Source organism: Pseudomonas sp. Snoq117.2, from assembly GCF_900110545.1.
Lineage (GTDB): Bacteria > Pseudomonadota > Gammaproteobacteria > Pseudomonadales > Pseudomonadaceae > Chryseomonas > Chryseomonas benzopyrenica.
In genome coordinates this window covers 877,913-904,164 of sequence record NZ_FOED01000001.1, presented here as the reverse complement: position 1 = coordinate 904,164, position 26,252 = coordinate 877,913, and the positions used below count along the sequence as shown (strand labels likewise).

Annotated in this window: 21 protein-coding genes; 13 read left to right on the top strand and 8 right to left on the bottom strand. The window is 65.7% G+C overall.

Going from position 1 to position 26,252, the window contains the following annotated elements:
- The 3 genes from BMZ43_RS04540 to BMZ43_RS04530 form a co-directional block, all read right to left on the bottom strand.
- Complete coding sequence (locus tag BMZ43_RS04540) at positions 1-1,599, bottom strand: ABC transporter substrate-binding protein (protein ID WP_064307244.1); 1,599 nt, start codon at positions 1,597-1,599, stop codon at positions 1-3.
- Between the two features lie 70 nt (positions 1,600-1,669).
- A complete protein-coding gene (locus tag BMZ43_RS04535) occupies positions 1,670-3,268 on the bottom strand; it encodes an ABC transporter substrate-binding protein (RefSeq protein WP_064307243.1) in 1,599 nt (532 codons plus the stop codon).
- A gap of 246 nt (positions 3,269-3,514) precedes the next feature.
- Positions 3,515-4,222 carry an SIMPL domain-containing protein gene (locus BMZ43_RS04530; protein ID WP_064307242.1) on the bottom strand — a complete coding sequence of 236 codons (708 nt, stop codon included), beginning with the start codon at positions 4,220-4,222 and terminating at the stop codon, positions 3,515-3,517.
- Positions 4,223-4,400: 178 nt separating this feature from the next.
- Between BMZ43_RS04530 and BMZ43_RS04525 the strand changes: the two genes are divergently transcribed.
- The 5 genes from BMZ43_RS04525 to kdgD all read left to right on the top strand — a co-directional run bounded on the left by BMZ43_RS04525 (position 4,401) and on the right by kdgD (position 9,974).
- Positions 4,401-5,660 carry an ATP-binding protein gene (locus BMZ43_RS04525; protein WP_017642393.1) on the top strand — a complete coding sequence of 420 codons (1,260 nt, stop codon included), beginning with the start codon at positions 4,401-4,403 and terminating at the stop codon, positions 5,658-5,660.
- Positions 5,661-5,676: 16 nt separating this feature from the next.
- Positions 5,677-6,237 (top strand): response regulator transcription factor, encoded by a 561-nt coding sequence (locus BMZ43_RS04520; protein ID WP_017642392.1) that lies wholly within the window; start codon positions 5,677-5,679, stop codon positions 6,235-6,237.
- A gap of 122 nt (positions 6,238-6,359) precedes the next feature.
- Complete coding sequence (locus BMZ43_RS04515) at positions 6,360-8,093, top strand: ABC transporter ATP-binding protein/permease (RefSeq protein ID WP_093250352.1); 1,734 nt, start codon at positions 6,360-6,362, stop codon at positions 8,091-8,093.
- An 83-nt stretch (positions 8,094-8,176) separates the two neighbouring features.
- On the top strand, positions 8,177-8,929 hold the full coding sequence (locus BMZ43_RS04510; protein ID WP_026083998.1) for a FadR/GntR family transcriptional regulator: 753 nt from the start codon (positions 8,177-8,179) through the stop codon (positions 8,927-8,929).
- A gap of 133 nt (positions 8,930-9,062) precedes the next feature.
- On the top strand, positions 9,063-9,974 hold the full coding sequence (gene kdgD / locus BMZ43_RS04505; protein WP_017642389.1) for a 5-dehydro-4-deoxyglucarate dehydratase: 912 nt from the start codon (positions 9,063-9,065) through the stop codon (positions 9,972-9,974).
- A gap of 389 nt (positions 9,975-10,363) precedes the next feature.
- On the opposite strand, the gene BMZ43_RS04500 is transcribed toward kdgD, so the two are convergent.
- From BMZ43_RS04500 to gatC, 4 genes are all read right to left on the bottom strand, one after another.
- Positions 10,364-10,762, bottom strand: a complete 399-nt coding sequence (locus tag BMZ43_RS04500) for a septal ring lytic transglycosylase RlpA family protein (RefSeq protein ID WP_093250347.1) — start codon at positions 10,760-10,762, stop codon at positions 10,364-10,366.
- A gap of 89 nt (positions 10,763-10,851) precedes the next feature.
- Positions 10,852-12,300 carry an Asp-tRNA(Asn)/Glu-tRNA(Gln) amidotransferase subunit GatB gene (gene gatB, locus BMZ43_RS04495; protein ID WP_017642387.1) on the bottom strand — a complete coding sequence of 483 codons (1,449 nt, stop codon included), beginning with the start codon at positions 12,298-12,300 and terminating at the stop codon, positions 10,852-10,854.
- 14 nt (positions 12,301-12,314) lie between these two features.
- A complete protein-coding gene (gene gatA / locus BMZ43_RS04490; RefSeq protein WP_093250342.1) occupies positions 12,315-13,766 on the bottom strand; it encodes an Asp-tRNA(Asn)/Glu-tRNA(Gln) amidotransferase subunit GatA in 1,452 nt (483 codons plus the stop codon).
- An 8-nt stretch (positions 13,767-13,774) separates the two neighbouring features.
- Positions 13,775-14,062: an Asp-tRNA(Asn)/Glu-tRNA(Gln) amidotransferase subunit GatC gene (gatC, locus tag BMZ43_RS04485; RefSeq protein ID WP_017642385.1), complete on the bottom strand. Its 288-nt coding sequence runs from the start codon at positions 14,060-14,062 to the stop codon at positions 13,775-13,777.
- Positions 14,063-14,294: 232 nt separating this feature from the next.
- Here gatC and mreB point away from each other — a divergent pair, with 232 nt between their 5' ends.
- The 8 genes from mreB to tldD all read left to right on the top strand — a co-directional run bounded on the left by mreB (position 14,295) and on the right by tldD (position 25,602).
- The gene (gene mreB, locus BMZ43_RS04480; protein ID WP_007159533.1) at positions 14,295-15,332 is read left to right on the top strand and encodes a rod shape-determining protein MreB; all 1,038 of its coding nucleotides are present in this window, start codon (positions 14,295-14,297) and stop codon (positions 15,330-15,332) included.
- Between the two features lie 87 nt (positions 15,333-15,419).
- Positions 15,420-16,628, top strand: a complete 1,209-nt coding sequence (mreC, locus tag BMZ43_RS04475; protein ID WP_093250337.1) for a rod shape-determining protein MreC — start codon at positions 15,420-15,422, stop codon at positions 16,626-16,628.
- Positions 16,628-17,116 carry a rod shape-determining protein MreD gene (mreD, locus tag BMZ43_RS04470; RefSeq protein WP_017642382.1) on the top strand — a complete coding sequence of 163 codons (489 nt, stop codon included), beginning with the start codon at positions 16,628-16,630 and terminating at the stop codon, positions 17,114-17,116. Before mreC ends, mreD begins: the two co-directional genes overlap by 1 nt.
- 63 nt (positions 17,117-17,179) lie before the next feature.
- The gene (locus BMZ43_RS04465) at positions 17,180-17,782 is read left to right on the top strand and encodes a Maf family protein (RefSeq protein ID WP_093250334.1); all 603 of its coding nucleotides are present in this window, start codon (positions 17,180-17,182) and stop codon (positions 17,780-17,782) included.
- Positions 17,783-17,843: 61 nt separating this feature from the next.
- Positions 17,844-19,298 (top strand): ribonuclease G, encoded by a 1,455-nt coding sequence (rng, locus tag BMZ43_RS04460; RefSeq protein WP_017642380.1) that lies wholly within the window; start codon positions 17,844-17,846, stop codon positions 19,296-19,298.
- Between the two features lie 12 nt (positions 19,299-19,310).
- Positions 19,311-23,147: a YhdP family protein gene (locus BMZ43_RS04455; protein WP_093250994.1), complete on the top strand. Its 3,837-nt coding sequence runs from the start codon at positions 19,311-19,313 to the stop codon at positions 23,145-23,147.
- A gap of 58 nt (positions 23,148-23,205) precedes the next feature.
- Positions 23,206-24,045 carry a carbon-nitrogen hydrolase family protein gene (locus BMZ43_RS04450; RefSeq protein WP_093250329.1) on the top strand — a complete coding sequence of 280 codons (840 nt, stop codon included), beginning with the start codon at positions 23,206-23,208 and terminating at the stop codon, positions 24,043-24,045.
- 111 nt (positions 24,046-24,156) lie between these two features.
- Positions 24,157-25,602 carry a metalloprotease TldD gene (tldD, locus tag BMZ43_RS04445; protein ID WP_017642377.1) on the top strand — a complete coding sequence of 482 codons (1,446 nt, stop codon included), beginning with the start codon at positions 24,157-24,159 and terminating at the stop codon, positions 25,600-25,602.
- A gap of 35 nt (positions 25,603-25,637) precedes the next feature.
- Here tldD and yjgA read toward each other — a convergent pair whose 3' ends face one another.
- Entirely contained in the window at positions 25,638-26,162 is a 525-nt protein-coding gene (gene yjgA / locus BMZ43_RS04440; RefSeq protein WP_017642376.1) for a ribosome biogenesis factor YjgA, read from the bottom strand.
- Positions 26,163-26,252 lie beyond the last annotated feature (90 nt).

Below are 26,252 nucleotides of genomic sequence, written 5' to 3'. Positions count from 1 at the left end.
TCAGCGGTCGAGGCTTACGCCATAGAAACCGGTGACGCCGAAGGGGTTGATCTTGAAGCCCTGCACTTCTTTGCGCATGGGCTGGGACACCACCGAATGGGCCATGGGGCTCACCGGCATCTGCTGGCGAATGAGTTGTTGCGCCTGCTCGTAGAGACGGGTGCGCTCGGCGCGATCGTTACTGGTCTTGGCCTGCTGGATCAGGGCGTCGTAGTCCTTGTCGCACCAGCGCGCATAGTTGCTGCCGCCGATGGCGCTGCAGCCATAGAGCACGCCCAGCCAGTTGTCCGGATCACCGTTGTCGCCGGTCCAGCCATAGGTCAGGACATCGTGTTCGCCGGCCTTGGCTCTCTTGATGTACTCGCCCCATTCGTAGCTGACGATCCTGGCCTTGATGCCGACCTTGGCCCAGTCCTGCTGGATCATCTGCGCCGACTGGCGGGCGTTGGGATTGGAAGAGCGCTGCACGGTCATGGCCCAGAGGGCGATCTCGGTGCCGTCCTTGATCCCGGCTTGCTTGAGCAGCGCGCGGGCCTTGGTCGGATCATAGGGCGCGCCCTTGATCTGCTTGTCGTAGGACCACTGATTCGGCGGGATCACGTTCTGCGCGACCTGGCCGGCCCCTTGGAACACGGTATCGACGATGGCCTGCTTGTTGATGGCCATGTCCAGGGCACGGCGCACCTCGGGCTTGTCCAACGGCGGATGCTGAACGTTGTAGGCGAGGAAGCCGACGTTGAAACCTGGCTGCTGCAGCACCTTGAGATGAGGATCCTGCTTCATCTCCACCAGATCCGCCGGGCGCGCATAGCCGCTGACCTGGCACTCGTTGGCCTTGAGCTTCTGCAGGCGGGTAGCGGCATCGGGGGTGATGGCGAAGATCAGGTTGTCGAGCTTGACGTCCTCAGGCTTCCAGTAGTCCGGATTGCCCTTGAAGCGGATCACCGCATCCTTCTGGTAGCGGCTGAAGACGAAGGGCCCGGTGCCGATGGGCTGCTGGTTGAGCAGCTCGGGCTTGCCTTCCTTGAGCAACTGATCGGCGTATTCGGCCGATTGAATGGAGGCGAAGCTCATGGCCAGGTCGGCAGCGAAGGCGGCGTCCACCTTGTTCAGGGTGAAGACCACGGTGTGGTCATCGACCTTGGCCACCTTGGCGATGTTCTGGTCCAGCCCCATGTCGGTGAAGTAGGGGAACTCCGTGGGATAGGCCTTACGGAACGGCTGCTCCTTGTCGAGCATGCGCTGGAAGGTGAAGACCACATCGTCGGCAGTGAAGTCGCGCGTGGGCTTGAAGTAGTCGGTGGTGTGGAATTTCACGCCCTGGCGCAGGTGGAAGGTATAGGTCTTGCCATCCGCGCTCACGTCCCATTGGGTCGCCAGGCCCGGCTCCAGGGTGGTGCCGCCGCGCTGGAACTGCACCAGGCGGTTGAAGACCGTTTCCGCCGAGGCATCGAACTCGGTGCCCGAGGTGTATTGCGCCGGATCGAAACCGGCAGGGCTGGCTTCCGAGCAGTAGACGAGATTGCTCGCGGCCTGGGCCAGGGGAGCGCAGGCGAGCAGGCTCGCCGCCAACAGCGAGTAGGCGTAGGGAAGGCGCATGGGTCTCACTCCATCAGTCAAATGAACGGCCAAGGCCGGGAGTCTAGCTCCCGACCCTGGCCAAGCGGCTTCACTTGCTGACGCTGACGCCGTAGAACTCGTTCAACCCGAAGGGGCTGATCTTGTAGTCCTGGACTTCCTTGCGCATCGGCATATAGACCGTGGAATGCGCGATGGGCGTCATGGGCACCTGCTGCTTGAGCACCTGCTGGGCCTGCTCGTAGAGCTTGGTGCGTTCGCCCTGGTCGGTCACGCGCTTGGCCTTGACCACCAGGTCCTCGAACGGCTGGTAGCACCAGCGAGAGAAGTTGTTGCCGCCAATGGCCTTGCAGCCGAAGAGGGTCGCCAGCCAGTTGTCCGGGTCACCGTTATCGCCGCTCCAGCCGATCAGCATGATGTCCTGCTCACCGCTCTTGGAGCGCTTGATGTACTCGCCCCATTCGTAGCTGACGATCTTGGTCTTGACGCCGATCTTGGCCCAGTCCTGCTGCAGCATTTCCGCCATCAAACGAGCGTTGGGGTTGTAGGGGCGCTGCACCGGCATGGCCCAGAGGGTGAGCTCGGTGCCTTCCTTGAAGCCGGCTTCCTTGAGCAGGGCCTTGGCCTTTTCCGGATCGTAGGGCGCGTCCTTGATGGACTTGTCGTAGGACCACTGCGTCGGCGGCATGCTATTGACCGCTACCTGGCCAGCGCCCTGGTAGACGGCATTGATGATGGCCTCCTTGTTGACGGCCATGTCCATGGCCTGGCGCACCTTGAGCTTGGTCAGTTCGCCATGCTCGACGTTGTAGGAGATATAGCCCAGGTTGAAGCCCGGCTGCGACGGCAGCTTGAGATTCGGATCCTTCTTCAGGCCATCCAGGTCCGCCGGACGCGGGTAGACAGTGATCTGGCATTCACCGGCCTTGAGTTTCTGCATCCGCACCGAAGGATCGGTGTTGATGGAGAAGATCAGGTTGTCCACTTTGGGACCATCGACCTTGTCCCAGTAGTCCGGATTGGCCTTGTAGCGGATCACCGCATCCTTCTGGTAGCGGCTGAACACGAAGGGGCCGGTGCCGATAGGCTTCTGGTTGATCTCGGCCGCCTTGCCGGCCTTGAGCAGCTTGTCGGCGTACTCGGCCGACTGGATCGACGGGAAGGGCATCGCCAGATTCTGCAGGAAGGCGGCATCCACTTCGTTGAGGGTCATGCGCACCGTGTGGTCGTCGACCTTTTCCACCTTGGCGATGTTCTGGTCGAGGCCCATGTCGGTGAAGTAGGGGAATTCGGTGGGGTAGGCCTTACGGAACGTATTGTTCTTGTCCAGCATGCGCTGGAAGGTGAACAGCACGTCATCGACATTGAACTCGCGGGTCGGCTTGAAGTAGTCCGTGGTGTGGAATTTCACGCCCTTGCGCAGATGGAAGGTGTAGACCTTGCCGTCTTCGCTGATGTCCCAGCTTTCCGCCAGACCCGGCTTGACCTGGGTACCGCCGCGCTCGAACTGGGTCAGCTTGTTGAAGATGGTTTCCGCCGACGCATCGAAGTCCGTGCCGGTGGTGTATTGCGCCGGATCGAAGCCGGCCGGGCTGCCTTCGGAGCAGAACACCAGGTTGGTCGCCTGGGCCAGGGGTGCGCCGGCTAGCAGACCGGAAGCGAAGAGGGCAGCGAGTACGTTCTTGTGCATGGAGACCTCATGTCGGGGACGGCGCAACACGATGTGGCGTTGCGAAACAGAATGCCGGTGTCTTGTGGACAAATGAGCCCACATGCACAGCTTATGCCCATGTCCATAGCTCAGGCGAGCTATTGACCCAAGGTGACCCAAACACAAAACAGATGTCGCAAAGATGTAAGACGAGGTGTCGCAACTGGAAATAGGTGCGCACCAAAAGTGCGCACCGAGACAGCATTGTTACTTTTCTGCACTAGATCAGGGCATCTGTACTTCGATGGTACCGCCAGCCGTCACTTCGACAGTGGTCGTACCCGGGGCGACGTCAGGGGTCACGGCATCACTGGCAGCCTTCATCGCCGACATGCGCAGCATCGGCAGCGGCTGGGGAACACCGCTGGTGCCCAGGTCCAGATTGACGATGCGATAGCCCGAGCCACCCAGGGCCTCGGTGGCCAGTTGGGCACGTGCCTTGAAGGCGGCCACGGCGTCCTTGAACAGAGCGTCCTCCTGCTGCTTGCGGGTGCCGTCGGCGATGGTGAATTGCAGATTGCCCATCTTCAGGCTGCCCAGCAGTTCGCCGGTCAGCTTGGACAGGGCGGCGAAGTCGGCGCTTTCCAGGCGCAGTTCACCGCGCTCGCGCCAGGCGTTGATCGCCCGGCCCTGGTCTTCGTAGACTGGATAGGTGTTGCGATTGCCCAGGGAGACATCCACGCCTTTGACCTTGCGTGCCTGTTCCAGGGCCGCGTTGAGGGTCTTGGTGGTGTCGCTGGCCAGGGCCGCCGGATCTTGGCCCTGGCTTTCGGTATAGAGCATGACCTGCATGCGGTCGCGCGGCACTTCACGACTGACCTCGGCCCTCAGGCTGATCTGGTTGTAGCGCGGTTCGTCGGCCTGGGCGCCGGTGGCGAGCAGGGCACTGAACAGGGCGGCGCCCAGCGCGAGCGGGCGTAGGGAAGGGGTCATGGTGTTCTCCTGATTGGCGGTACGACAGCGGTGTGACCTCAGACCCGCCGGTTGGTGCGTCGCTTTGCCGCGTCGGCGGCTGAGGGCGAACGGCTCTCGCTATAATGGCGAGTCTGCTCTGACGGGCAGGCCCGCCAGGGGCTGCCGTCTCGATCGTTTCTTGCGCCTGGAACCTCGCATGTTCTCCTTGCCCGTTCAATGGTTGTCCGCCAATCGCCAGAATCTCGGGCGCCTGGTGCTTATCCGCGTGCTGGTGCTGGCCGCCCAGGCCGGCTCGGTCGGCATCGCCCGGCTGTCGGGCATCGTCCAGCTGCCCTGGACGGCCCTGGCCATCACCCTGGGCGTCTCCGCGGTGCTCTGCCTGTTCGCCGCCTTGCGGCTGACCCGCCCCTGGCCGGTCACCGAGCAGGAATATGCCGCGCACCTGGGCTGCGACCTGGCCATCCACAGCGCCCTGTTGTATTTCGCCGGAGGTCCGACCAACCCCTTCGCCTCCTATTACCTGGTGCCCCTGACCATCGCTGCGGCCACGCTGCCCTGGCTCTACACCCTGGTACTGGCGGCCCTGACCCTGGTGGTCTTCTCGCTGATGCTGCTGTCCTACGAGCCGCTGCACCTGCTGGTGGCCAACGACGGTGCGGTGCTCAGCTACGGCATGTGGCTGAGCTTCGCCCTGTCCGCCGCCGTCATCACCCTGTTCGTCGCGCGCATGGCCACCGCCCTGCGCGAACAGGAAAATCTGCAGGCCCAGCGCCGCGAGCAAGCCATGCGCGACCAGCAACTGCTGGCGGTGGCCACCCAGGCCGCGGGCGCTGCCCACGAACTGGGCACGCCGCTGTCCACCATGAGCGTGCTGCTCAAGGAATTACAGCAGGAGCATGCCAATCAGCCGACCCTGAGCGAGGACCTCAAGCTGTTGCAGGCGCAGGTCGGCCAGTGCAAGCAGACCCTGCAGCAACTGGTGCGCGCCGCCGAGGCCGACCGCCGGCAGACGGTGCAGGAACAGACCGCCGTGGAGTGGCTGGAGGCGACCATGGATCGCTGGCACCTGATGCGCCCGGAAGCCAGCTACAGTTTCGAGGTGGTGAGTCTGGGCACGCCGCCGCGGCTGACGCCGCCGGTCGAACTTACCCAGGCGCTGCTGAATCTACTCAACAATGCCGCCGACGCCTGCCCGGAAAACCTGGCCATCCGTCTGCACTGGGATGCTCGCGAGCTGTGCCTGTCGATCCGCGACCATGGCGCCGGCGTGCCTCTGGCCATCGCCGAGCAGCTGGGCAAGCCCTTCTTCACCACCAAGGGCAAGGGCTTCGGCCTGGGCCTGTTCCTCAGCCAGGCCAGCGTCACCCGCGCCGGTGGCACGGTGAAGCTCTACAATCACGAAGAAGGCGGCACCCTGACCGAATTGCGCCTGCCGCGGCACTACGCCCTGGCGTGAATGCCTGGAGAATTCTATGACTGACGACCTCAACAGCGGTTTCGACGACCAGCCCCATATCCTGCTGGTCGACGACGACCCTACCTTTACCCGGGTAATGGCTCGCGCCATGGACCGTCGCGGCCTGCGCGTGTCCATCGCCGACAGCGCCGAAGAAGGCCTGCAGCTGGCCAAGGACGACCTGCCGGACTACGCCGTGGTCGACCTGAAGATGGAAGGCGACTCGGGCCTGGTGCTGCTGCCCAAGCTGCTGGAATTGCATCCGGACATGCGCGTGGTCTTGCTGACCGGCTATTCCAGCATCGCCACCGCCGTGGAAGCCATCAAGCGCGGCGCCACCAACTACCTGTGCAAGCCGGCCGACGCCGACGACGTCCTGGCCGCTCTGCTCGCCCAGCACGCCGATCTCGACACCCTGGTACCGGACAATCCCATGTCGGTGGATCGCCTGCAGTGGGAACACATCCAGCGGGTACTGTCCGAGCACGAAGGCAACATCTCGGCGACCGCCCGCGCCTTGGGCATGCACCGCCGGACCCTGCAGCGCAAGCTGCAGAAGCGCCCCGTACGCCGCTGAGCGAGCCTCATCGTCCACGCGCCATGGACGATGAGTGTTACATTGTTTCAGTCAGAATTCGTTCAGGCTTTCCGGCATAGGCTGTGCAGGCGTCTCGTTGAGCAGTCCTTGAGAGTCCGAGCATGTCCGAATCCGCCGTACCCGTGCCCTCCGTCTACGGGGCTTCCCGTGGGCATTTCCTGGCCCGCGTCTGGGCCCTGATCACCCCCTACTGGCGCAGTGAAGAGAAGGGCAAGGCCTGGCTCCTGCTGTCCGTGGTCATCGCCCTGTCCCTGGCCGGGGTCGGCTTGTCCGTGGCCCTGAACACCTGGTATCGCTACTTCTATGATGCCCTGCAGAATCGCGATCTGGCCGCCTTCATCCGGCTGATGCTGTACTTCTGCGGCCTGGCGACCACCGCCATCCTGCTGGCGGTGTACCGGCTGTACCTGACCCAGGCGCTGACCATCAACTGGCGGCGCTGGCTGACCGAAAAGCACTTCGGCCTCTGGCTGTCCGATCGCAACTACTACCAGCTGGAACGCGAAGGTGGCGCCGACAACCCCGACCAGCGCCTCACCGAAGACATCCGCGACTTCGCCGACACCACCCTGAGTCTGGGCCTGGGCTTCATCCGTACCGTGGTCAGCCTGGTGTCCTTCAGCATCATCCTGTTCGGCATCTCCGGCGACATCACCCTGTTCGGCATCACCATTCCGGCCTATATGTTCTGGGCCGCGCTGATCTACGCCACCATCGGTACCTGGCTGACCCACCTCATCGGCCGTCGGCTGATCGGCCTCTATAACCAGCAGCAGCGTTATGAAGCCGACCTGCGCTTCGGCCTGATCCGCGTCCGCGAAAAGGCCGAGAGCGTGGCGTTGTTTCGCGGTGAATCCAACGAACACCAGCGTCTGCTGGAGCGCTTCGGCTATGTCTGGGGCAACTACCACCTGGTGATGAACTACACCAAGCGACTGACCTTCTTTACGGCCGGCTACAGCCAGATCGCCATCATCGCTGGCTTCGTCCTGGCGGCGCCGCGTTACTTCTCCGGCAAGATCCAGCTGGGCGATCTGATGCAGATCAACTCGGCCTTCGGCAATGTCCAGGAAAGCCTCAGCTGGTTCGTCGACGCCTACGTCAGTCTGGCCGGCTGGCGCGCCGTCTCCGACCGTCTGCTGACGTTCCGCGAGGCCATGGCCGAATTCAGCCAGGAGACCGATATCCTGGTGCCCCATGCCAGTGACAGCGACCTGGTTTTGGAAGGGCTTTCCCTGGGGGCCGCCGGCCGGTTGCTGCTGCACCCCACCGATCTGCGCATCGCCCGTGGTGAGCACCTGCTGATCGAAGGCGCCTCGGGCAGCGGCAAGAGCACCCTGCTGCGCGCCCTGGCCGGACTCTGGCGGCAAGGGCAGGGCGGTATCGCCGTACCGCCGGGGCGTCAGCTGTTCCTGCCGCAGCAACCCTATCTGCCCATAGGCACCCTGCGTAAAGCCCTGGCCTATCCGCAGCCGGCGGATGCCTATTCCGACGAGCGCCTGGCCGAGGTGCTGCATCAATGCCGCCTCGATCACCTGCGCGAGCACCTGGACGAAGCCCGTCATTGGGAGCGCACCCTGTCGCCGGGCGAGCAGCAGCGCGTGGCCCTGGCGCGGGCGCTGCTCTATGCCCCCGACTGGCTGTTCCTCGATGAAGCCAGCTCGGCATTGAGCGAAGCGGACGAACGCGCCCTTTACGAACGTCTGCTGAGCGAGAATCCCGGCCTTACCCTGGTCAGCGTCGGCCACCGTCCGAGTCTGCGCGCCTACCACCGCCGCCACCTGCTGCTGGAGGGACAAGAACTGCGTCCTAGAGCGGTTGGCGAAGTGCCTTGATATGGACTAAGCGGTCTAAATCGGGCGTTTTGGGGAAGGTGGGTGCTATGATTCCGGAGTTACTTCAATTGGTACGAAAATCCATGTCAGCACCCACCGTATCCCGCCCCCGAAAAAGACCCCGTAGCCTGGCAGAAGAGGTCGTCGGGGTGCTGATTCAGCAGATCGGCGATGGCCAGTTCCAGCCCGGCGACAAGCTTCCCACTGAGTCGGCCATCATGCAGGCCCAGGGCGTGAGCCGCACCGTGGTGCGCGAGGCCATTTCCCGACTGCAGGCCGGTGGCTATGTGGAGACTCGCCACGGCATCGGCACCTTCGTGCTGGAGCGGCGCCCCGAGTCGCCGCTGCCGATCGATCCGGCCACCATTACCACCCTCAAGGACGTGCTGGCGATGCTCGAATTGCGCATCAGCCTGGAGGTCGAGGCCGCCGGTCTGGCCGCCCAGCGCCGCTCGGCCGAGCAACTGCAGGCCATGTGGGCATTGCTGGAAGCCATGCGCACCGGCGTCGAAGAGCCTGATCGCGCGGTGAGCGCCGACCTGGAGCTGCACCTGCTGATCGCCAGCTCGACCGGCAATCGCTATTTCAGCGACATCATGAGCTACCTGGGCACGGTGCTGATTCCCCGGACCCGCCTCAATTCCGCCTATCTCGCCCACGATGACCAGCAACTCTACCAGCGTCGTCTGGATGCGGAGCACGAAGCCATCGTCCAGGCCATCGAAGACGGCAACTTGGAAGCGGCTCGCGCCGCCATGCGGCTGCACCTGAGCAACAGTCGCGAGCGTCTGAGACGCGCTCACGAAGAAATGGAGCGTCAGGCGGAAGAGGTCTGAAACAGGGCTGGAGCGTCTTAAGGAGCATTTTTCTGGTTGGGGCTTGCCCCTTCCATAAAAGAGGTTGTACGATGACTTACAACAGGTGGCGGACCTGCCGCACCTTAGTCCAACCTATGCCGAGGCACTCAAGATGACTCCACAAGAACTCAAACACGTCCTCTCTTCCGGTCTGCTGTCCTTCCCGCTGACCGACTTCGATGCCAACGGCGACTTCCGTCCCGACACCTATGCCAAGCGCCTGGAGTGGCTGGCCCCCTATGGCGCGACCGCGCTGTTCGCCGCCGGCGGCACCGGTGAATTCTTTTCCCTGGAAGCCAGCGAATACAGCGGCATCATCAAGACCGCCGTGGATACCTGCCAGGGCAGCGTACCGATCCTCGCCGGTGTCGGTGGCTCCACCCGCCAGGCCATCGCCTACGCCCAGGAAGCCGAGCGTCTGGGCGCCAAGGGTCTGCTGCTGCTGCCGCACTACCTGACCGAAGCCAGCCAGGACGGCGTGGCCGCCCATGTCGAAGCCGTCTGCAAGTCGGTCAAGATCGGTGTGGTGGTCTACAACCGCAACGTCTGCCGCCTGCAGCCGCACCATCTGGAGCAGCTGGCCGAGCGTTGCCCGAACCTGATCGGCTACAAGGACGGTCTGGGTGACATCGAACTGATGGTCGCCATCCGCCGCCGCCTGGGTGATCGCTTCAGCTACCTGGGTGGCCTGCCCACCGCGGAAGTCTATGCCGCTGCCTACAAGGCGCTGGGCGTGCCGGTCTATTCCTCGGCCGTGTTCAACTTCGTTCCCAAGACTGCCGTGCAATTCTACGAAGCCATCGCCCGTGACGATCATGAGGCGGTCGGCAAGCTGATCGACGACTTCTTCCTGCCGTACCTGGAAATCCGCAACCGTTGCGCCGGCTATGCCGTCAGCATCGTCAAGGCGGGCGCCAAGATCGCTGGCTACGACGCCGGTCCCGTGCGTACCCCGCTGACCGATCTCAAGCAGGACGAATACGAGCAACTGGCGGCACTGATGGACAAGCTTGGTCCGCAGTAACCACGGTTATCCAAGAGCGGCCTCACGGCCTCTCTTCCTGTTGCACAACCCGCGTCCAGTCGCTTGGTCGCGGGCTTTTTTTTGCCGTTTTACCTGGGTGCAGCGGGCTTGAGGGAACGAAGGTCTGGGTGCCAGGCTGGATCACCCACCACGCTCCGATCCTGGAAAGGGTAGGGCGGCGCCTGGCCATCCGGGCAAGGTGCAACCGGAGGATTCCCGCCATGAGCGCAACCTTGTTGTGTCTGGCACTTGCTAAGCTACCTGCGTGCGCTGCCCTGGCCTAGGCGATCAGGTCAGCGCAGCCATGAGGATTCCGCCATGCCAAGAGGCGCTTCGACGTGCAGTGCGCGATGGCCGGACTACCCGACTTGTCGAGGCTAGCGCACCGGTCAGTCCAGGCTGCGGATGCTGACCTTGGAGGTGCCATCGGCCACCATGTCGAGGCGATCGGCCGCACTGCGCGACAGGTCGATCACCCGGCGACGCACCGTCGGGCCGCGATCATTGATGCGGACCACTACGCTGCGACCGTTGGCCAGGTTGGTGACCTGGACCCGGGTGCCGAAGGGCAGGGTGCGGTGGGCCGCGGTCAGGGCGTTGGGGTCGTACTTCTCGCCGCTGGCGGTGCGGCGACCGGCGTGCCACTTGGAGTAGAAGGACGCGATGCCGGTGTCCTGATAGTCATGGGCCGCGCTGGAGGATAGCGGTGGCGGGAAGCTCTCATGACTGGCGCAACCAGCGAACAGCAGGACCAGCGACAGCAGTCCGGCACGGTGGATCCGATGCATCTCGATGCCTCCTGGCAAAACGACCGGCAGCAGCTTAAGGGGTCGGACCGAGACTGTCAGCCCAGGTCCGTAACCCCGTGCGACTGCCGTCAGCCTTCCAGTTTCTGCTTGAGCAACTGGTTGACCTGGCCGGGGTTGGCCTTGCCCTTGGAAGCCTTCATCGCCTGGCCGACGAAGAAGCCGAACATCTTGCCGCGCTTGGCTTCGTCGCTGGCGCGGTATTGCTCGACCTGGGCGGCGTTGGCCGCCAGGACCTCGTCTAGCATGGCCTCGATGGCGCCGCTGTCGGTGACCTGCTTGAGGCCCTTGGCTTCGATGATGGCATCGGCGCTGGCGCCTTCGCCGGCGGCCAGGGCTTCGAACACCATCTTGGCGATCTTGCCGGAGATGGTGTCGTCCTTGATGCGCAGGATCAGGCCGCCCAGCTGGGCCGCGCTCACCGGTGCCTGGCCGATCTCCAGGTCCTGCTTGTTGAGCAGGCTGGACAGGTCGCCCATCACCCAGTTGGCGGCCAGCTTGGCATCGCCGCTCACCCGCTGGACTTCCTCGAAGTAGTCGGCCAGCTCACGGCTGGCGGACAGCACGCTGGCGTCATAGACCGACAGGCCGTATTCGTTCTGGAAGCGATCACGCTTCTCGGTCGGCAGCTCGGGCAGCTGGCTGCGCACCTCGGCCAGGAAGGCCGGCTCGATCACCACCGGCAAGAGATCGGGACAGGGGAAGTAACGGTAGTCGTTGGCTTCTTCCTTGCTCCGCATGGAGCGGGTTTCGTCCTTGTTGGGGTCGTACAGGCGGGTTTCCTGCACCACCTTGCCCCCGTCCTCGATCAGTTCGATCTGGCGCTGCACCTCGTGGTTGATGGCCTTTTCGATGAAGCGGAAGGAGTTGACGTTCTTGATCTCGGCACGGGTGCCGAAGGCTTCCTGACCCTTGGGGCGCACCGAGACGTTGCAGTCGCAACGCAGCGAGCCTTCGGCCATGTTGCCGTCGCAGATGCCCAGGTAGCGCACTAGGGCATGGATGGCTTTCACATAGGCCACGGCTTCCTTGGCGCTGCGGATGTCCGGCTCGGAAACGATCTCCAAGAGCGGCGTACCGGCGCGGTTCAGGTCGATGCCGCTCATGCCGTGGAAGTCTTCGTGCAGGCTCTTGCCGGCGTCTTCTTCCAAGTGCGCTCGGGTGATGCCGATGCGCTTGACGGTGCCATCTTCCAGGGTGATGTCCAGGTGGCCCTTGCCAACGATGGGATGATCCATCTGGCTGGTCTGGTAGCCCTTGGGCAGGTCCGGGTAGAAGTAGTTCTTGCGCGCGAAGACGTTGCGCTCGGCGATCTCGGCATCGATGGCCAGGCCGAACTTGCAGGCCATGCGCACGGCCTCGGCGTTGAGCACCGGCAGGGTGCCGGGCATGCCGAGGTCGACCAGGCTGGCGTGGGCGTTGGGCTCGGCGCCGAAACTGGTGGCGCTGCCGGAGAAAATCTTCGATTGGGTGCTGAGCTGAGCGTGGATCTCAAGCCCGATCACGGTTTCCCATTGCATGTCTCTATCCTTCCTCAGAAGCCGCTCGGCGCCTGGCGATGCCAGTCGCTGACCTGCTGGTACTGGTGGGCGACGTTGAGTAGCCGGCCTTCCTGGAAATAGTTGCCGAGCAGCTGCACGCCCACCGGCAGGCCGTCGACGAAGCCGGCTGGCATCGACAGGCCGGGGATGCCGGCGAGGTTGGCGGCGATGGTGTAGAGGTCTTCGAGGTAGGCGGAGACCGGATCGTTGCTCTTCTCGCCGAGTTTCCAGGCCAGGTTCGGCGTGGTCGGGCCGAGGATGACGTCGACCTCGGCGAAAGCCGCGACGAAGTCGTTCTTGATCAGCCGGCGGATGCGCTGGGCCTTGAGGTAGTAGGCGTCGTAGTAGCCGGCCGACAGGGCATAGGTGCCGACCATGATGCGCCGCTTCACCTCGGCGCCGAAGCCTTCACCACGGGACCTCTTGTAGAGATCCTGCAGGTTGACCGGGTTCTCGCAGCGATAGCCGAAGCGCACACCGTCGAAGCGCGACAGGTTGGAGCTGGCCTCGGCCGGGGCGATGACGTAGTAGGCCGGAATCGCGTGCTGCAGCGTGGGCAGGGAGATGTCCTTGACGGTGGCGCCGAGCTTTTTCAGCGCCTCGACCACGGCCAGCACCTTGTCACCGATGCGGGCATCCAGCCCGGCGCCGAAGTATTCCCGCGGCAGGCCGATGCGCAGGCCGGTCAGCGGCTGCTGCAGGGCGGCGCGGTAGTCGTCCACCGGCTGGTCGACGCTGGTGGAGTCCTTGGGATCGAAGCCGGCCATGGCCTGCAGCAGCAGGGCGCAATCCTCGGCGGTGCGGGCCAGGGGGCCGCCCTGGTCGAGGCTGGAGGCGTAGGCGATCATGCCCCAGCGCGAGACGCGGCCATAGGTGGGCTTGATGCCGGTGAGGTTGGTCAGGGCCGCCGGTTGGCGGATCGAGCCGCCGGTGTCGGTGCCGGTGGCAGCGGGCAGCAGGCGCGCGGCCACGGCCGCGGCGGAACCGCCGGAGGAGCCACCCGGGACGCGGGTGAGGTCCCAGGGATTCTTCACCGGGCCGTAGTGGCTGGATTCGTTGGCCGAACCCATGGCGAATTCGTCCATATTCAGCTTTCCGAGGGAAACGGTACCGGCCGCGGCCAGCCGCTCCACCACGGTGGCGTCATAGGGCGCCTTGAAGCCGGTGAGGATCTTCGAGCCGCAGCTGGTGAGCACCCCCTGAGTGCAGAACAGATCCTTGTGGGCGAGGGGCGCACCGAGCAGGGAGCCGGTCTCGCCCGCGGCGCGGCGGGCGTCGGCGGCGCGGGCCTGGGCCAGGGCCGCATCGGCGGTCACGGTGATGAAGCTGTTGAGCTGGGGATCGAGCTGCTCGATCCGCTGCAGCAGGCCGCGGGTCAATTCCTCGGCGGAAAAATCCTTCGCGGCCAGGGCGGCGGCGATCTCGGTCAGGGTCAGCTGATGCATGTCGTGTCTCACTCGATCACCTTGGGGACCAGGTACAGGCCGGCTTCCACCGCCGGGGCGATGGCCTGGTAGGCCGCGCGCCGGTCGCCTTCGGTGGCCTGGTCGGGGCGCAGCCGCTGGGTGGCTTCCAGCGGGTGGGCGAGGGGATCGATACCCGTGGTGTCCACGGCCTGCATCTGGTCGACGAGGCCGAGGATGTCGTTGAGGGTAGCGGTGGTAGCGGCGAGATCCGCTTCATCGAGACCCAGGCGGGCCAGGTGAGCGATCTTTTCGACGTCGGTGCGTTCGAGCGCCATCGGCTTCTCCAAGCAGGAAGGCGGCGTGACCCGGTTGGCGGCCGCGTATGCTGGAGACGGGCTGGGCGGGTCGGGCGCCGCGTTGAACAGGGGCTTAACGGCCCGGAAAAGCTCTCAATCTAGCATATCGGCGCCTTGCCCTAAATCCCTGCGATTGTTAGAGTCTGCCGCACTTTTTTACCCGCACGTTTGTCCTGTCGCGTGCCTGCTTGTCACCGCCTAGGGTCACCTCATGTTCAAGAAATTGCGTGGCATGTTCTCCAGCGATCTGTCGATCGACCTGGGAACCGCCAACACCCTGATTTATGTCCGCGAGCGTGGCATCGTGCTCAACGAGCCGTCCGTCGTCGCCATTCGTACCCATGGCAACCAGAAGAGCGTCGTCGCCGTCGGTACCGACGCCAAGCGCATGCTCGGTCGGACGCCGGGCAACATTTCCGCCATTCGCCCGATGAAGGACGGTGTCATCGCCGACTTCAGCGTCTGCGAAAAGATGTTGCAATACTTCATCAACAAGGTGCACGAGAACAGCTTCCTGCAGCCCAGTCCGCGGGTGCTGATCTGTGTGCCCTGCAAGTCGACCCAGGTCGAGCGTCGCGCCATTCGCGAATCCGCGCTGGGCGCCGGTGCCCGCGAGGTGTTCCTGATCGAGGAGCCCATGGCCGCAGCCATCGGCGCCGGTCTGCCGGTCGAGGAAGCCCATGGTTCCATGGTCGTCGACATCGGTGGCGGCACCACCGAGATCGCGCTGATCTCGTTGAACGGCGTGGTCTATGCCGAATCCGTCCGCGTCGGCGGTGATCGCTTCGACGAAGCCATCGTCACCTACGTGCGTCGCAACTACGGCAGCCTGATCGGCGAATCCACCGCCGAGCGCATCAAGCAGGAAATCGGCACCGCCTATCCGGGCGGCGAGGTCCGCGAGATCGACGTCCGTGGCCGCAACCTGGCCGAAGGCGTACCGCGCAGCTTCACCCTCAATTCCAACGAGGTGCTCGAAGCCATGCAGGAATCCCTGGCGACCATCGTCCAGGCGGTCAAGAGCTGCCTGGAGCAGTCGCCGCCGGAACTGGCCTCCGACATCGCCGAGCGCGGCCTGGTGCTGACCGGTGGTGGCGCGCTGCTGCGCGACCTGGACAAGCTGCTGTCGCTGGAAACCGGGCTGCCGGTGATCGTCGCCGAAGACCCGCTGACCTGCGTGGCTCGTGGCGGCGGCAAGGCGCTGGACATGATGGATCGCCACGCCATGGACCTGCTGTCCACCGAATAAGGCAGTTCCAGGCTACAGGCCCCGCTCCGGCTGTACCTGGCAGCCGGAGCGCTGGGCGCGTTCTGCGAGGAACTCACCATCAAGCCGATTTTCAGCAAAAGCCCGGCGCTGGGCATTCGTCTGCTGATCCTGGCCGCCCTTTCGGTGGGTGTCATGGTCACCGACGCGCGCTTCGACTACCTGAAACCGGTACGCAGCGAACTGGCGCTGGTCCTCTCGCCCCTCTATGAGGTGGCGGGCTTTCCCCTGCGCGCCTGGGAAGGCGTCAGCGATCAGTTTTCCAGCCGCACCGAGCTGATGGCGGAAAACGAGCGTCTCAAGGCCGAACAGCTGCTGCTGCAACGCCGCCTGCAGAAACTCGCCGCCCTCACCGAACAGAACGTGCGTCTGCGCGAACTGCTCAATTCCGCCGCCCTGGTGGACGACAAGGTGCTGGTCGGTGAACTGATCGGTGTCGACCCCAATCCCTATACCCATCGCATCATCATCGACAAGGGCGCGAAGGACGGCGTCTTCGTCGGCCAGCCGGTGCTCGACGCCAGCGGCCTGATGGGCCAGGTGGTGGAAGTGATGCCCTATTCGGCGCGCGTCCTGCTGCTCACCGACGTGACCCACAGCATTCCGGTGCAGGTCAATCGCAACGGCCTGCGCGCCATTGCCGTCGGCACCGGCAACCCCGAGCGCCTGGAACTGCGCTATGTGGCCGACACCGCCGACATCAAGGAAGGCGATCTGCTGGTGAGCTCCGGCCTGGGGCAGCGCTTCCCGGCCGGCTATCCGGTGGCCACGGTATCCAAGGTGATCCACGATTCGGGGCAACCCTTCGCCGTGGTGCGCGCCATTCCCACCGCCAAGCTCAATCGCAGTCGCTACATGCTGCTGGTGTTTAGCGATACCCGCACTCCCGAGCAGCGCGCCAATGACGCTGCCGAGGCGCAGGAAGCCGCGGATCGCCACGCGGCCCAGCGTCCGGCCGCCCCGGCGAATCCGCCCCCGGCCGGGGCCTCGGCCGCGCAACCGGCGGCAGCCAGCGCCACGCCTGCGCCCGCGGCCACCACGGGCAGTCGCACCGCGACCCCCACCAAGCCGCCGGCAGCGGCCCAGGGCAGTAGCGCTACTCATCCCGCCACGCCGACCAAGCCTCCGGCGAACGCCAACGGCAGCACCGCTCATCCTGCCACCAAGCCACCCGTCCACGGGGCGACCGGTACCCCTGGGCAGCCGGCGGCCAGCAGTCAGGCGCCAGGTCGCACTCAGCAACCCGCACCGGAACTGCCGGACGAGGGTGATCGTTGATGGCGCTGCGCATCGGCCACAAGGGGTGGGTAATCTGGCTCACCCTGCTGGTCGGCTTGCTGCTGTCCGTCGCGCCCATGCCGGAATTCATGGAGATCGGCCGCCCGCTGTGGCTGGCCATGCTGCTGACCTTCTGGACCCTGACCCTGCCGCATCGCGTCGGTCTGTTCACCGCCTGGGTGATGGGCATCGCCGAAGACGTGCTCTATGGCAACCTGCTGGGGCAGACCGCCCTGGTGCTGAGTCTGGTGGTGTTCCTCGTCCGTTCCCTGGCGCAGCGATTGCGCGCCTTTCCCATCTGGCAACAGAGCTTCGTGCTGCTGGTGATCTACGGCATCGCCCAGCTGCTGGCACTGTGGCTCAACGCCCTGGCCGGCAGCCGACCTCCGACCCTGGTGTTTCTCACTCCCTCGCTGGTCAGCGCGCTGCTCTGGCCGTGGATCTATCTGTTGCTCCGCGGGCTGCGCCTCAGATTCGGCGTCAACTGAACTGGTTTCGCGGGTCCTGGACTGGCATGCTCCCGTCATCTTCCTGTCGCCTGGTCGTCGTCGATGCCCCAGCTCTACCTTGCCTCCGCTTCGCCTCGTCGCGCCGAACTGCTCGAACAGATCGGCGTCGCCTTTCAGAAGGTCGCTGCGGCGGTGGACGAAACTCCCCATCCCGGCGAGGCGGCGGACGCCTATGTCGAGCGCCTGGCGCGGGCCAAGGCGGCGATGGGCTGGCAGGTGCTGGCCGGTGCCTCCGCCGGCTGCGTGCTGGGCGCCGACACCTGCGTGGTGCTCGATGACCAGCTGCTCGGCAAGCCCCGGGATCGCGCCGACGCCCTGGCCATGCTCGCCGCCCTCAGCGGGCGCCTACACCGGGTGGTGACCGGCGTCGCCGTCGCCGATGGCGAGCGCTGCCTGAGTCGCGTGGTATCCGCCGCGGTGGAATTCCGCCCCCTGGCGCCCGGGGAGGCCGAACGCTACTGGGACACCGGCGAGCCGGCCGACAAGGCTGGCAGCTACGCCATCCAGGGCGCCGGCGCGGTGTTCGTGCGCGGCCTGCAGGGTAGCTACAGTGCCGTCGTAGGGCTGCCGCTGTGCGAAACCGCGGAACTGCTGAGCGCTTTCGCCATCCCTTGTTGGCGGTCTGTCGGACGGCCGACCATCTAGTCCTGAGGCGCCTGGCGCCTTGGTCCCCTTTCTGCCCTTCCACGTCGTCCAAGAGTCCTCCATGAGCGAAGAGATCCTCATCAACATCACTCCCATGGAGTCCCGTGTCGCCGTCGTGGAAAACGGTGTGCTGCAAGAGGTGCACGTCGAGCGCACCCTGAGACGCGGCATCGTCGGCAACATCTATCGCGGCCGGGTGGTGCGGGTGCTGCCGGGCATGCAAGCGGCCTTCGTCGACATCGGCCTGGCCCGCGCGGCCTTCATCCATGCCGCCGAGATCTCCCAGCGCGAAGGCGCGGCGGTGGAGAGCATCAATGCCCTGGTGCGCGAGGGCCAGACCCTGGTGGTCCAGGTCACCAAGGATCCCATCGGTACCAAGGGCGCCCGCCTCACCACCCATCTGTCCATCCCGTCGCGCTACCTGGTCTATATGCCGCGTACCTCCCACGTCGGTATCTCGCTGAAGATCGAGGACGAAGCCGAGCGCGAGCGGCTCAAGGCGATCATGGCGCGCTGCGTGGAGAGCGAGGGCATCGAGCACGAAGGCGGCTTCATCCTGCGCACCGCCGCCGAGGCGGCCCGCGAAGAAGACATCCTGGCCGACATCCGCTACCTGCGGCGGCTCTGGCAGCAGATCTCCGGAAACCTCCAGGGGCCGACGCCGGTGCCCATCTACGAAGACCTGACCCTGGCCCTGCGCGCCCTGCGCGATCTGGTCGGGCCGCGCACGGAAAAGATCCGCGTCGACAGCCGCGAGAATTTCCAGCGCATCGGCCAGTTCGTCGAGGAGCTGATGCCCGAGGTGGCGACGCGGCTGGAGCACTATCCGGGCGAACGGCCGATCTTCGATCTCTATGGCGTGGAAGACGAGATCCAGAAGGCCCTGGAGCGCAAGGTGCTGCTCAAGTCCGGTGGCTATCTGGTGATCGATCCCACCGAGGCGATGACCACCATCGACGTCAATACCGGCGCCTTCGTCGGTCATCGCAATCTGGAAGAGACCATCTTCAAGACCAATCTGGAGGCGGCCACCGCCATCGCTCGCCAACTGCGGCTGCGTAATCTCGGTGGCATCATCATCATCGATTTCATCGACATGGAAGACGAAGAGCACCAGCGCCAGGTGATCCGCACCCTGGAAAAGCAGCTCGAACGCGACCATGCCAAGACCAACATCATCGGCATCACCGAGCTGGGTCTCCTGCAGATGACCCGCAAGCGCACCCGCGAGAGCCTGTCCCAGGTGCTCTGCGAGCCCTGCGCAAACTGCCAGGGGCGCGGCATCCTGCGTACCGCCGAGACCATCTGCTACGAGATCTTCCGCGAGATCCTGCGCGAGGCGCGGGCCTACCAGGCCAATTCCTATCTGGTGCTGGCCAACCAGAAGGTAGTGGATCGGCTGCTGGACGAGGAGTCGGGCAACGTCGCCGATCTCGAAGCCTTCATCGGCCGTACCGTCAAATTCCAGGTGGAGACCATGTATTCCCAGGAGCAGTACGATGTCGTGCTGCTCTAGGTCCGCGCCTTGATGGCCCTGTTCAAGCGCGGCGCGCTGGGTCTGGCGCTGCTGCTGCTCGTCCTGTTGACGCTCTACCTCGGCCTGGGGCGGTTGCTCATGCCCTGGGTCGGCGAATACCGCAACGAAGTCGAGTCGCGCGCTGCGGCGGCGTTCGGCGAGCCGGTGCGCCTGGGCCGACTCGAAGGACGCTGGGCCCGCTGGAATCCGGTGCTGATCCTGCGCGACCTGAGTCTCGGACGCGGCGAAGGTACGGTGCAGCTGGATCATCTCAAGGTGGTGCCGGATGTCCTTGGCAGCCTCTGGCATCGCCAGCTGCGGCTCAAGTCCGTGCAGATCGACGGGGTCCATCTGGTGCTGGAGGAGGATGCCCAGGGGCACTGGCAACTGCGCGGCCTGCCGCCGCGCGCGCCGGATGCCAAGCCCTTCGATCCGGGTCCCGTGCTCGATGGCCTGGCGCGGCTGGGCCATGCCAGTCTGCTGGACAGTCAGCTCAGCCTGATCCCCCAGCAGGGTTCCCCGGTGACCCTGAGGTATGCCGAGGCCAGCCTGTCCCGGCAGCTCAGCGGCGCCCTGGAATTGGCGACGCGTTTCCGCCTGCCCGATGGCGGCACGGTCGCGGCGCACTTCAGCGCCATGCCACGTCCCGAGGACTGGCGCGCCAGTGGGCTAGAAGGCTATGTCAGTTTGCCCGCCAGCGACTGGTCTCGCTGGGTCCCGGGCACCCTGACCCGACAATGGCAATTGCGCCGTGCCCAGGCGGAAGGCGAGCTCTGGTTCGCCTGGGCCGAAGGGCGGTTGCAACGTTCCCACCTGCGCCTGAAGGCGGATGAACTGACCCTCGCCTATGCCGACCATACCCCGGTGCGCCTGCAGGCCCTGACCCTGGACGCCGACCAGCAGGCCGGCGATGCCAACCGGTACAACGGGGCTCTGGCGCTCAAGACCCAACTCGACGGCAAACCGCTGGAGGCGCGCTATGGTCTGGGCTATGACAGCACCGCCCAGCACCTGCAGGTCCGTGGCGACCAGTTGGATCTCAAGCAGGCTGCCCGGCTGGCCCGGGACCTGGCACCCTTGCCGGCGCCGGTGGTCCAGGCGCTCCAGGCGTTGGCGCCTCATGGCCAGCTGCGCAATCTCAACGCCGACTTCTATCCGCAGAAACCACTGCGCGAGCGGCTCTCCTATGCGGCCAACCTGGAGCGGGTGGGCTTTGCCGCCTATCGTGGCGCCCCGGCCGCCGAGGGCGTCACCGGCAGCCTGAGCGGCAGCCTGGGCGGTGGCGAATTGCGCCTGGACAGCTCCGACTTCATGCTGCACCTGAGCGATCTCTTCCCTGAGCCCTGGCGCTATCGTACCGCCAAGGCGCGGCTGACCTGGAGTCTCGACGACCAGCGTTTCACCCTGGGCAGTGCCCTGATGCAGGTCACCGGGCCGGAGGGCGCGGCCAGTGGCGACATGCACATTCAGCTTGGCCTGCATCCGGAGGTGGACAGTTACATGGACCTGCGCGTCGGCCTCAAGGATGGCGACGCCAGCTACACCCGCAAGTACCTGCCGACCAAGCTGCCGGCCACGGATTTCAGCCCGGAGCTGGCCCAGTGGCTGACCACCGCCATCGTCGGCGGCCGCATCGACGAGGCCATCTACCAGTACCAGGGCTCCCTGCGCCACGGCTCGCCCGCGCACTCGCGCACCATGAGTCTGTTCTTCCGCGTGCACGACGCCCAGCTGGCCTATCAGCCAGGCTGGCCCGCTCTGCGCGAGGCGCGTGGCGATGTCTTCATCGAAAGCGACGGGGTCAAGGTCCAGGTCCCCGAGGGACGCATTCTCGACACCCGGGTCAGAGACGTCGAGGCGCGCATCCCGCTGCTGCACGATGGCAGCGCGCCGCATCTACGTCTCTCCGCCCGACTCGACAGCAGCGTGCGCGATGGCCTGAAGATCCTCCAGGATACGCCGCTGCCGACCGCCAAGGTCTTTGCCGGCTGGAAGGGCGAGGGTGCGCTGAACAACAGCAGCCTCAATCTGGACATCCCCCTGGCCAAGGGGCAGCCACCGGTGGTGGTGGTCGAGCTGACGCCGGACAAGGCGCGCCTGGAACTGGCCGATCCCCAACTGACCCTCACCGACCTGCGCGGCAGCTTTCGCTACGACACTCGCAGCGGCCTCAGCGCCCCCGACATCCAGGCGCGGGTCTTCGACCAGCCCATCCGCGGTCAGGCGCTGGCCGAGGGCAAGCCCGACGATCCCCGCACCCGGCTGGTGGTGGACGGCCGCGTCGATGTCGACCAGTTGGCGCGTTGGCTGGGTAGCGAAGGGCGACCCCTTCCGGCGCGTGGCCTGCTCGGTTATCGCCTCGGCCTGACCCTCGCCGAGCACAGCGAACTGGCCGTCACCTCGGATCTGCGCGGGGTGACCATCGAGCTGCCGGCACCCTTCGGCAAGAAGGCCGACGAGACGCGCGAAGGCTTCTTCAGCCTGGCGCTCAACGATGGCGAGCGCCGGGTGGAGGCGACCTACAAGGGCCTCGCCGATGCCGTGCTGATGCTCGATCCCAAGGCCATCGCCAAGGGCCGCGGCGAGATCGTGCTGGGGGGCGGCACCGCCAATTTGCCCACTGCCCCCGGCTACAACCTGCGCGGGCAACTGGCGGAATTCGATCTGGCCGCCTGGCAGGACGTCTACCAGCGCTATGGCAAGGCCAGTGCCGGTGGCGGTGGTAGCGCAGGGCAGGGCGGTGGCAATACCCTGGACATCTCCAGCCTCGGGCGGGGTGATCTCAGCTTCGGGCGCTTCCTGGCCTTCGGTCAGCAGATCGACAACCTGCGCCTCACCTACGAACCCCTGGGTACTGCCTGGCAACTCGGCCTGGCCAGCCAGACCATCGCGGGCCAGGTGCGCATTCCCCGCCAGACCGGGCAGCCGATCGACATCAATCTGCAACACCTGCGCATTCCCCAGACGCCGGCGGATCCCTCGGTGGCAAGCGAGGCGCCACGTCCCGATCCCCTGGCAGACGTCGATCCGCGCGCCCTGCCAGCGCTGAATCTGGCCATCGACCGTCTGGAACTGGGTGGTCGTCTGGTCGGCGCCCAGCGCCTGCAGCTCAGGCCTTCGCCGTCAGGCGCCAATTTCAATGCCCTGGATCTCGACCTGCGGGGCCTCAAGGTCATGGGCGCCCTGCGTTGGGAAGGCGCACCGGGTGCGACCCACAGCTACTACCAGGGACGTCTGTCTGGCGGCAACATCGCCGACATCCTGCTGGGCTGGAATTTCGCCTCCAGCGTCACCAGTCGCGATTTCCGCCTGGATGCCCGGGTCGACTGGCCTGGCTCGCCGGCCCATGTCGCCCTGGCCCGACTCAATGGCAGTCTCGATGCCCGCTTCAACGATGGCCAGCTGCGCCAGGTGGAAGGCACGGCTTCGGCGCTACGCATCTTCGGCCTGCTCAACTTCGAGTCCATCCGCCGCCGCCTGCGCCTGGACTTCTCCGATCTGTTCGGCAAGGGCCTGAGCTACGACAGCATCACCGGCGTGCTCGACGCCCAGCAGGGCGCCTTCCGCACCCGCAAGCCCATCAGCCTCAGCGGGCCGGGTGCCGAGATGAGTCTGCAGGGCCTGCTGGACATGGCCAGCAACCGGGTCGACGCCAACCTCAAGGTCGGGCTGCCGGTCAGCAACTCCCTGCCGCTGGCCGCGCTGATCGCCGGGGCACCCGCCATCGGTGGCGCGCTGTTCATCGTCGATCGACTGATCGGCGATCGCATCACGCGCATGGCCAGCATCAACTATCACATCGAAGGCCCCTGGCAGAATCCGACCATGACCACGGGTAAGCGCGATTGAGCATTGCCCTGCGGTCGCCCCGCTGCTTAGGATGGACGCTCCCTTCTGGAGTGCCTGCATGTCCATAGCCATCCTGCAGATGGTCAGCGGCCCCGCGGTGGCGGCCAATCTGCGCGCTGCCGAGCGACTGCTCGAACGCGCCGCCAACGCCGGTGCGCAACTGGCGGTGCTGCCGGAAAACTTCGTCGCCATCGGCCATTCGGCTCCCGCCGAACTGGCCCGAGCGGAGGCGCTCGGCGAGGGCGAGATCCTGCCCTGGCTGTCCAGCCAAGCGCGTGAACGAGGCCTCTGGCTGCTCGCCGGCACCCTGCCGCTGCTGCCCGACGGTGCCACCGAGGGCAAGCCCTGTGCCTGCTCGCTGCTGTATGACGACCGGGGGCAGCGCATCGCCCGCTACGACAAGTTGCACCTCTTCGATGCCGACGTCAGCGACAGCCAGGGCAGCTATCGCGAATCCGATCACTATGCCGCCGGCGAAGCCCTCACGGTGGTGGACACCCCGGTCGGTCGCCTGGGCCTGAGCGTCTGCTACGACCTGCGCTTTCCCGAACTCTACGGCGCCCTGCGTGCCGCCGGGGCGGAGCTGATCAGCGCGCCTTCGGCCTTTACCGTGCCCACCGGCCAGGCCCATTGGGAGCTGCTGCTGCGTGCCCGGGCGGTGGAGACCCAGAGCTATCTGCTGGGCGCCGCCCAGGGCGGCATCCATGCCAATGGCCGCACGACCTGGGGCCACGCCATGGCAGTGGATCCCTGGGGCGAGATCCTGGCCGTCCAGGCCAGCGGCGAGGCGGTGTTGCTCATCGAACGCGATGCCGAGCGCCAGGCCGAGTTGCGGCGGCGGATGCCCGTTACCCAGCACCGCCGCTTCGCACCGGCGCGCCTGGCCGAACGGCAATGACGGCCATTGGTCTTTTGCATCAGGGACCCGAGACTTCCGCGAGTAGGCTAGAGGCCAGCTCGCGACCCCTTCATCGTTCCGGCGCCCCTGTTGGCGTCGTCTGGAGTTTCCATGAGTGATTACCTGAATAGCGTCGGCTCGGCCCTGCTGGGCCCCGGCGGACTCGCGGTGGACGATCTGCAACCCGTGCTGCAGCGTCTGGCCGGGCCCGGCATCGACGCCGCCGACCTGTATTTCCAGAGCATCGTCTCCGAGTCCTGGCTGCTGGAAGACGGCATCGTCAAGGAAGGCGGCTTCCACCTCGACCAGGGCGTCGGGGTGCGGGCGCTGTCCGGCGAGAAGACCGGCTTCGCCTACAGCAACGCCATTACCGGCGAGGCCCTGGATCTGGCCGCCCAAGCCGCGCGTTCCATCTCCCGTAGCGGCGTCGAGGGCCAGGTCCAGGCATTTCGTGCGGTAGAACCCGCGCAGCGCCTCTATGGCCAGGACAATCCCCTCGATGTGCTGGATCGCGCCACCAAGGTCACCTTCCTGAAGCAGCTGGACGAGGCCACCCGTGCCCTGGATCCGCGCATCCAGCAGGTCACCATCAGCCTGGCCGGGGTCTGGGAGCGCACTCTGGTGGCCGCGGTCGACGGCACCCTCGCTGCCGATGTGCGCCCGTTGGTGCGCCTGGGCGTCAGCGTCATCGTCGAGCAGAACGGCCGCCGCGAGCGCGGCAACAGCGGTGGTGGTGGTCGCTGCGACTATCGTTACTTCCAGCGTGACGACCGCGCCCTGGGCTATGCCCGCGAAGCGGTCCGCCAGGCGCTGGTCAATCTGGAGGCCACGGCGGCCCCGGCCGGTACCCTGCCGGTGGTGCTGGGCGCCGGCTGGTCCGGCGTGCTGCTGCATGAAGCGGTCGGCCATGGCCTGGAAGGCGATTTCAACCGCAAGGGCAGCTCCAACTACAGCGGCCAGCTCGGGCGCCAGGTAGCCTCGTCGCTGTGCACCATCGTCGACGACGGCACCCTGCCGGATCGCCGTGGCTCCCTGTCCATCGACGACGAGGGCACGCCCAGCGGCTACAACGTGCTGATCGAGAACGGCATCCTCAAGGGCTACATGCAGGACAAGCTCAACGCCCGGCTGATGGGCGTGGCGCCCACCGGCAATGGTCGCCGCGAGTCCTATGCCCACCTGCCCATGCCGCGCATGACCAACACCTACATGCTCGCCGGCCAGAGCGATCCGGCCGAGATCATCGCCTCGGTGGAGAAGGGCATCTATTGCGCCAGCCTGGGTGGCGGTCAGGTGGACATTACCAGTGGCAAGTTCGTCTTCACCACCAACGAGGCCTACCTGATCGAGAACGGCAAGCTCGGTCGTCCGGTGAAGGGCGCCACCCTGATCGGCAACGGACCTGAGGTCATGAACCGGGTATCCATGGTCGGCAACGACCTGGCGCTGGATGCGGGGGTAGGGACCTGTGGCAAGGACGGCCAGTCACTGCCGGTGGGCGTGGGTCAGCCGACGCTGAAGATCGACGCCATCACCGTGGGCGGCACCGGCGCCTGATGCGGGCACCGGCCGTAGCCGTAGCGGACAGAAACCTAGCGCAGACCGCGCTGGGTTTCGTCGAGGGTGCGGATGTACTTGAAGACCTTGCGCGCCGCCGCGGGCGGCTTGTTGTGCGCCGCCTCGTGCTGGGCATGGCGCACCAGGCCGCGCAGATGCTGGCGATCGGTTTCCGGATACAGCGCCACGAAGGCCTCCAGCGCCTGGTCGCCCTCGGCGATCAAGCGGTCACGCCAGCGCTCCAGGGCGTGGAAGCGCTCGTTGTACTGCCGCGTCGAAGTGTCCATCTGGTCGGCCAGCGCCAGGATCGCTTCCAGGTCCTGGTCGCGCATCAGCTTGCCCAGGTACTGGACATGCCGTTTGCGCGCAATGTGGGTCTTGTGCTTGGGCGCCTCGGCCAGGGCCTTGCGCAGCGGATCGGTCAGCGGCAGGCGGTCCAGCTGCTCGGCGGGCAACCCGGCCAGGCGTTCGCCCAGCTCCTGCAGCGCGTGCAGTTCGCGCTTGACTTGCGTCTTGCTCTTTTCGCCCAGCGGCGCGTCGTCGTCGTAAGAATCAACCATGAACTATGGGGTCCAGCTAAGAATGGGCGCCATCATAACGAGTTGCCGCACGGTTGTCCGGCCTGGCCGGCGCCGTCCGTAAGGAGAACG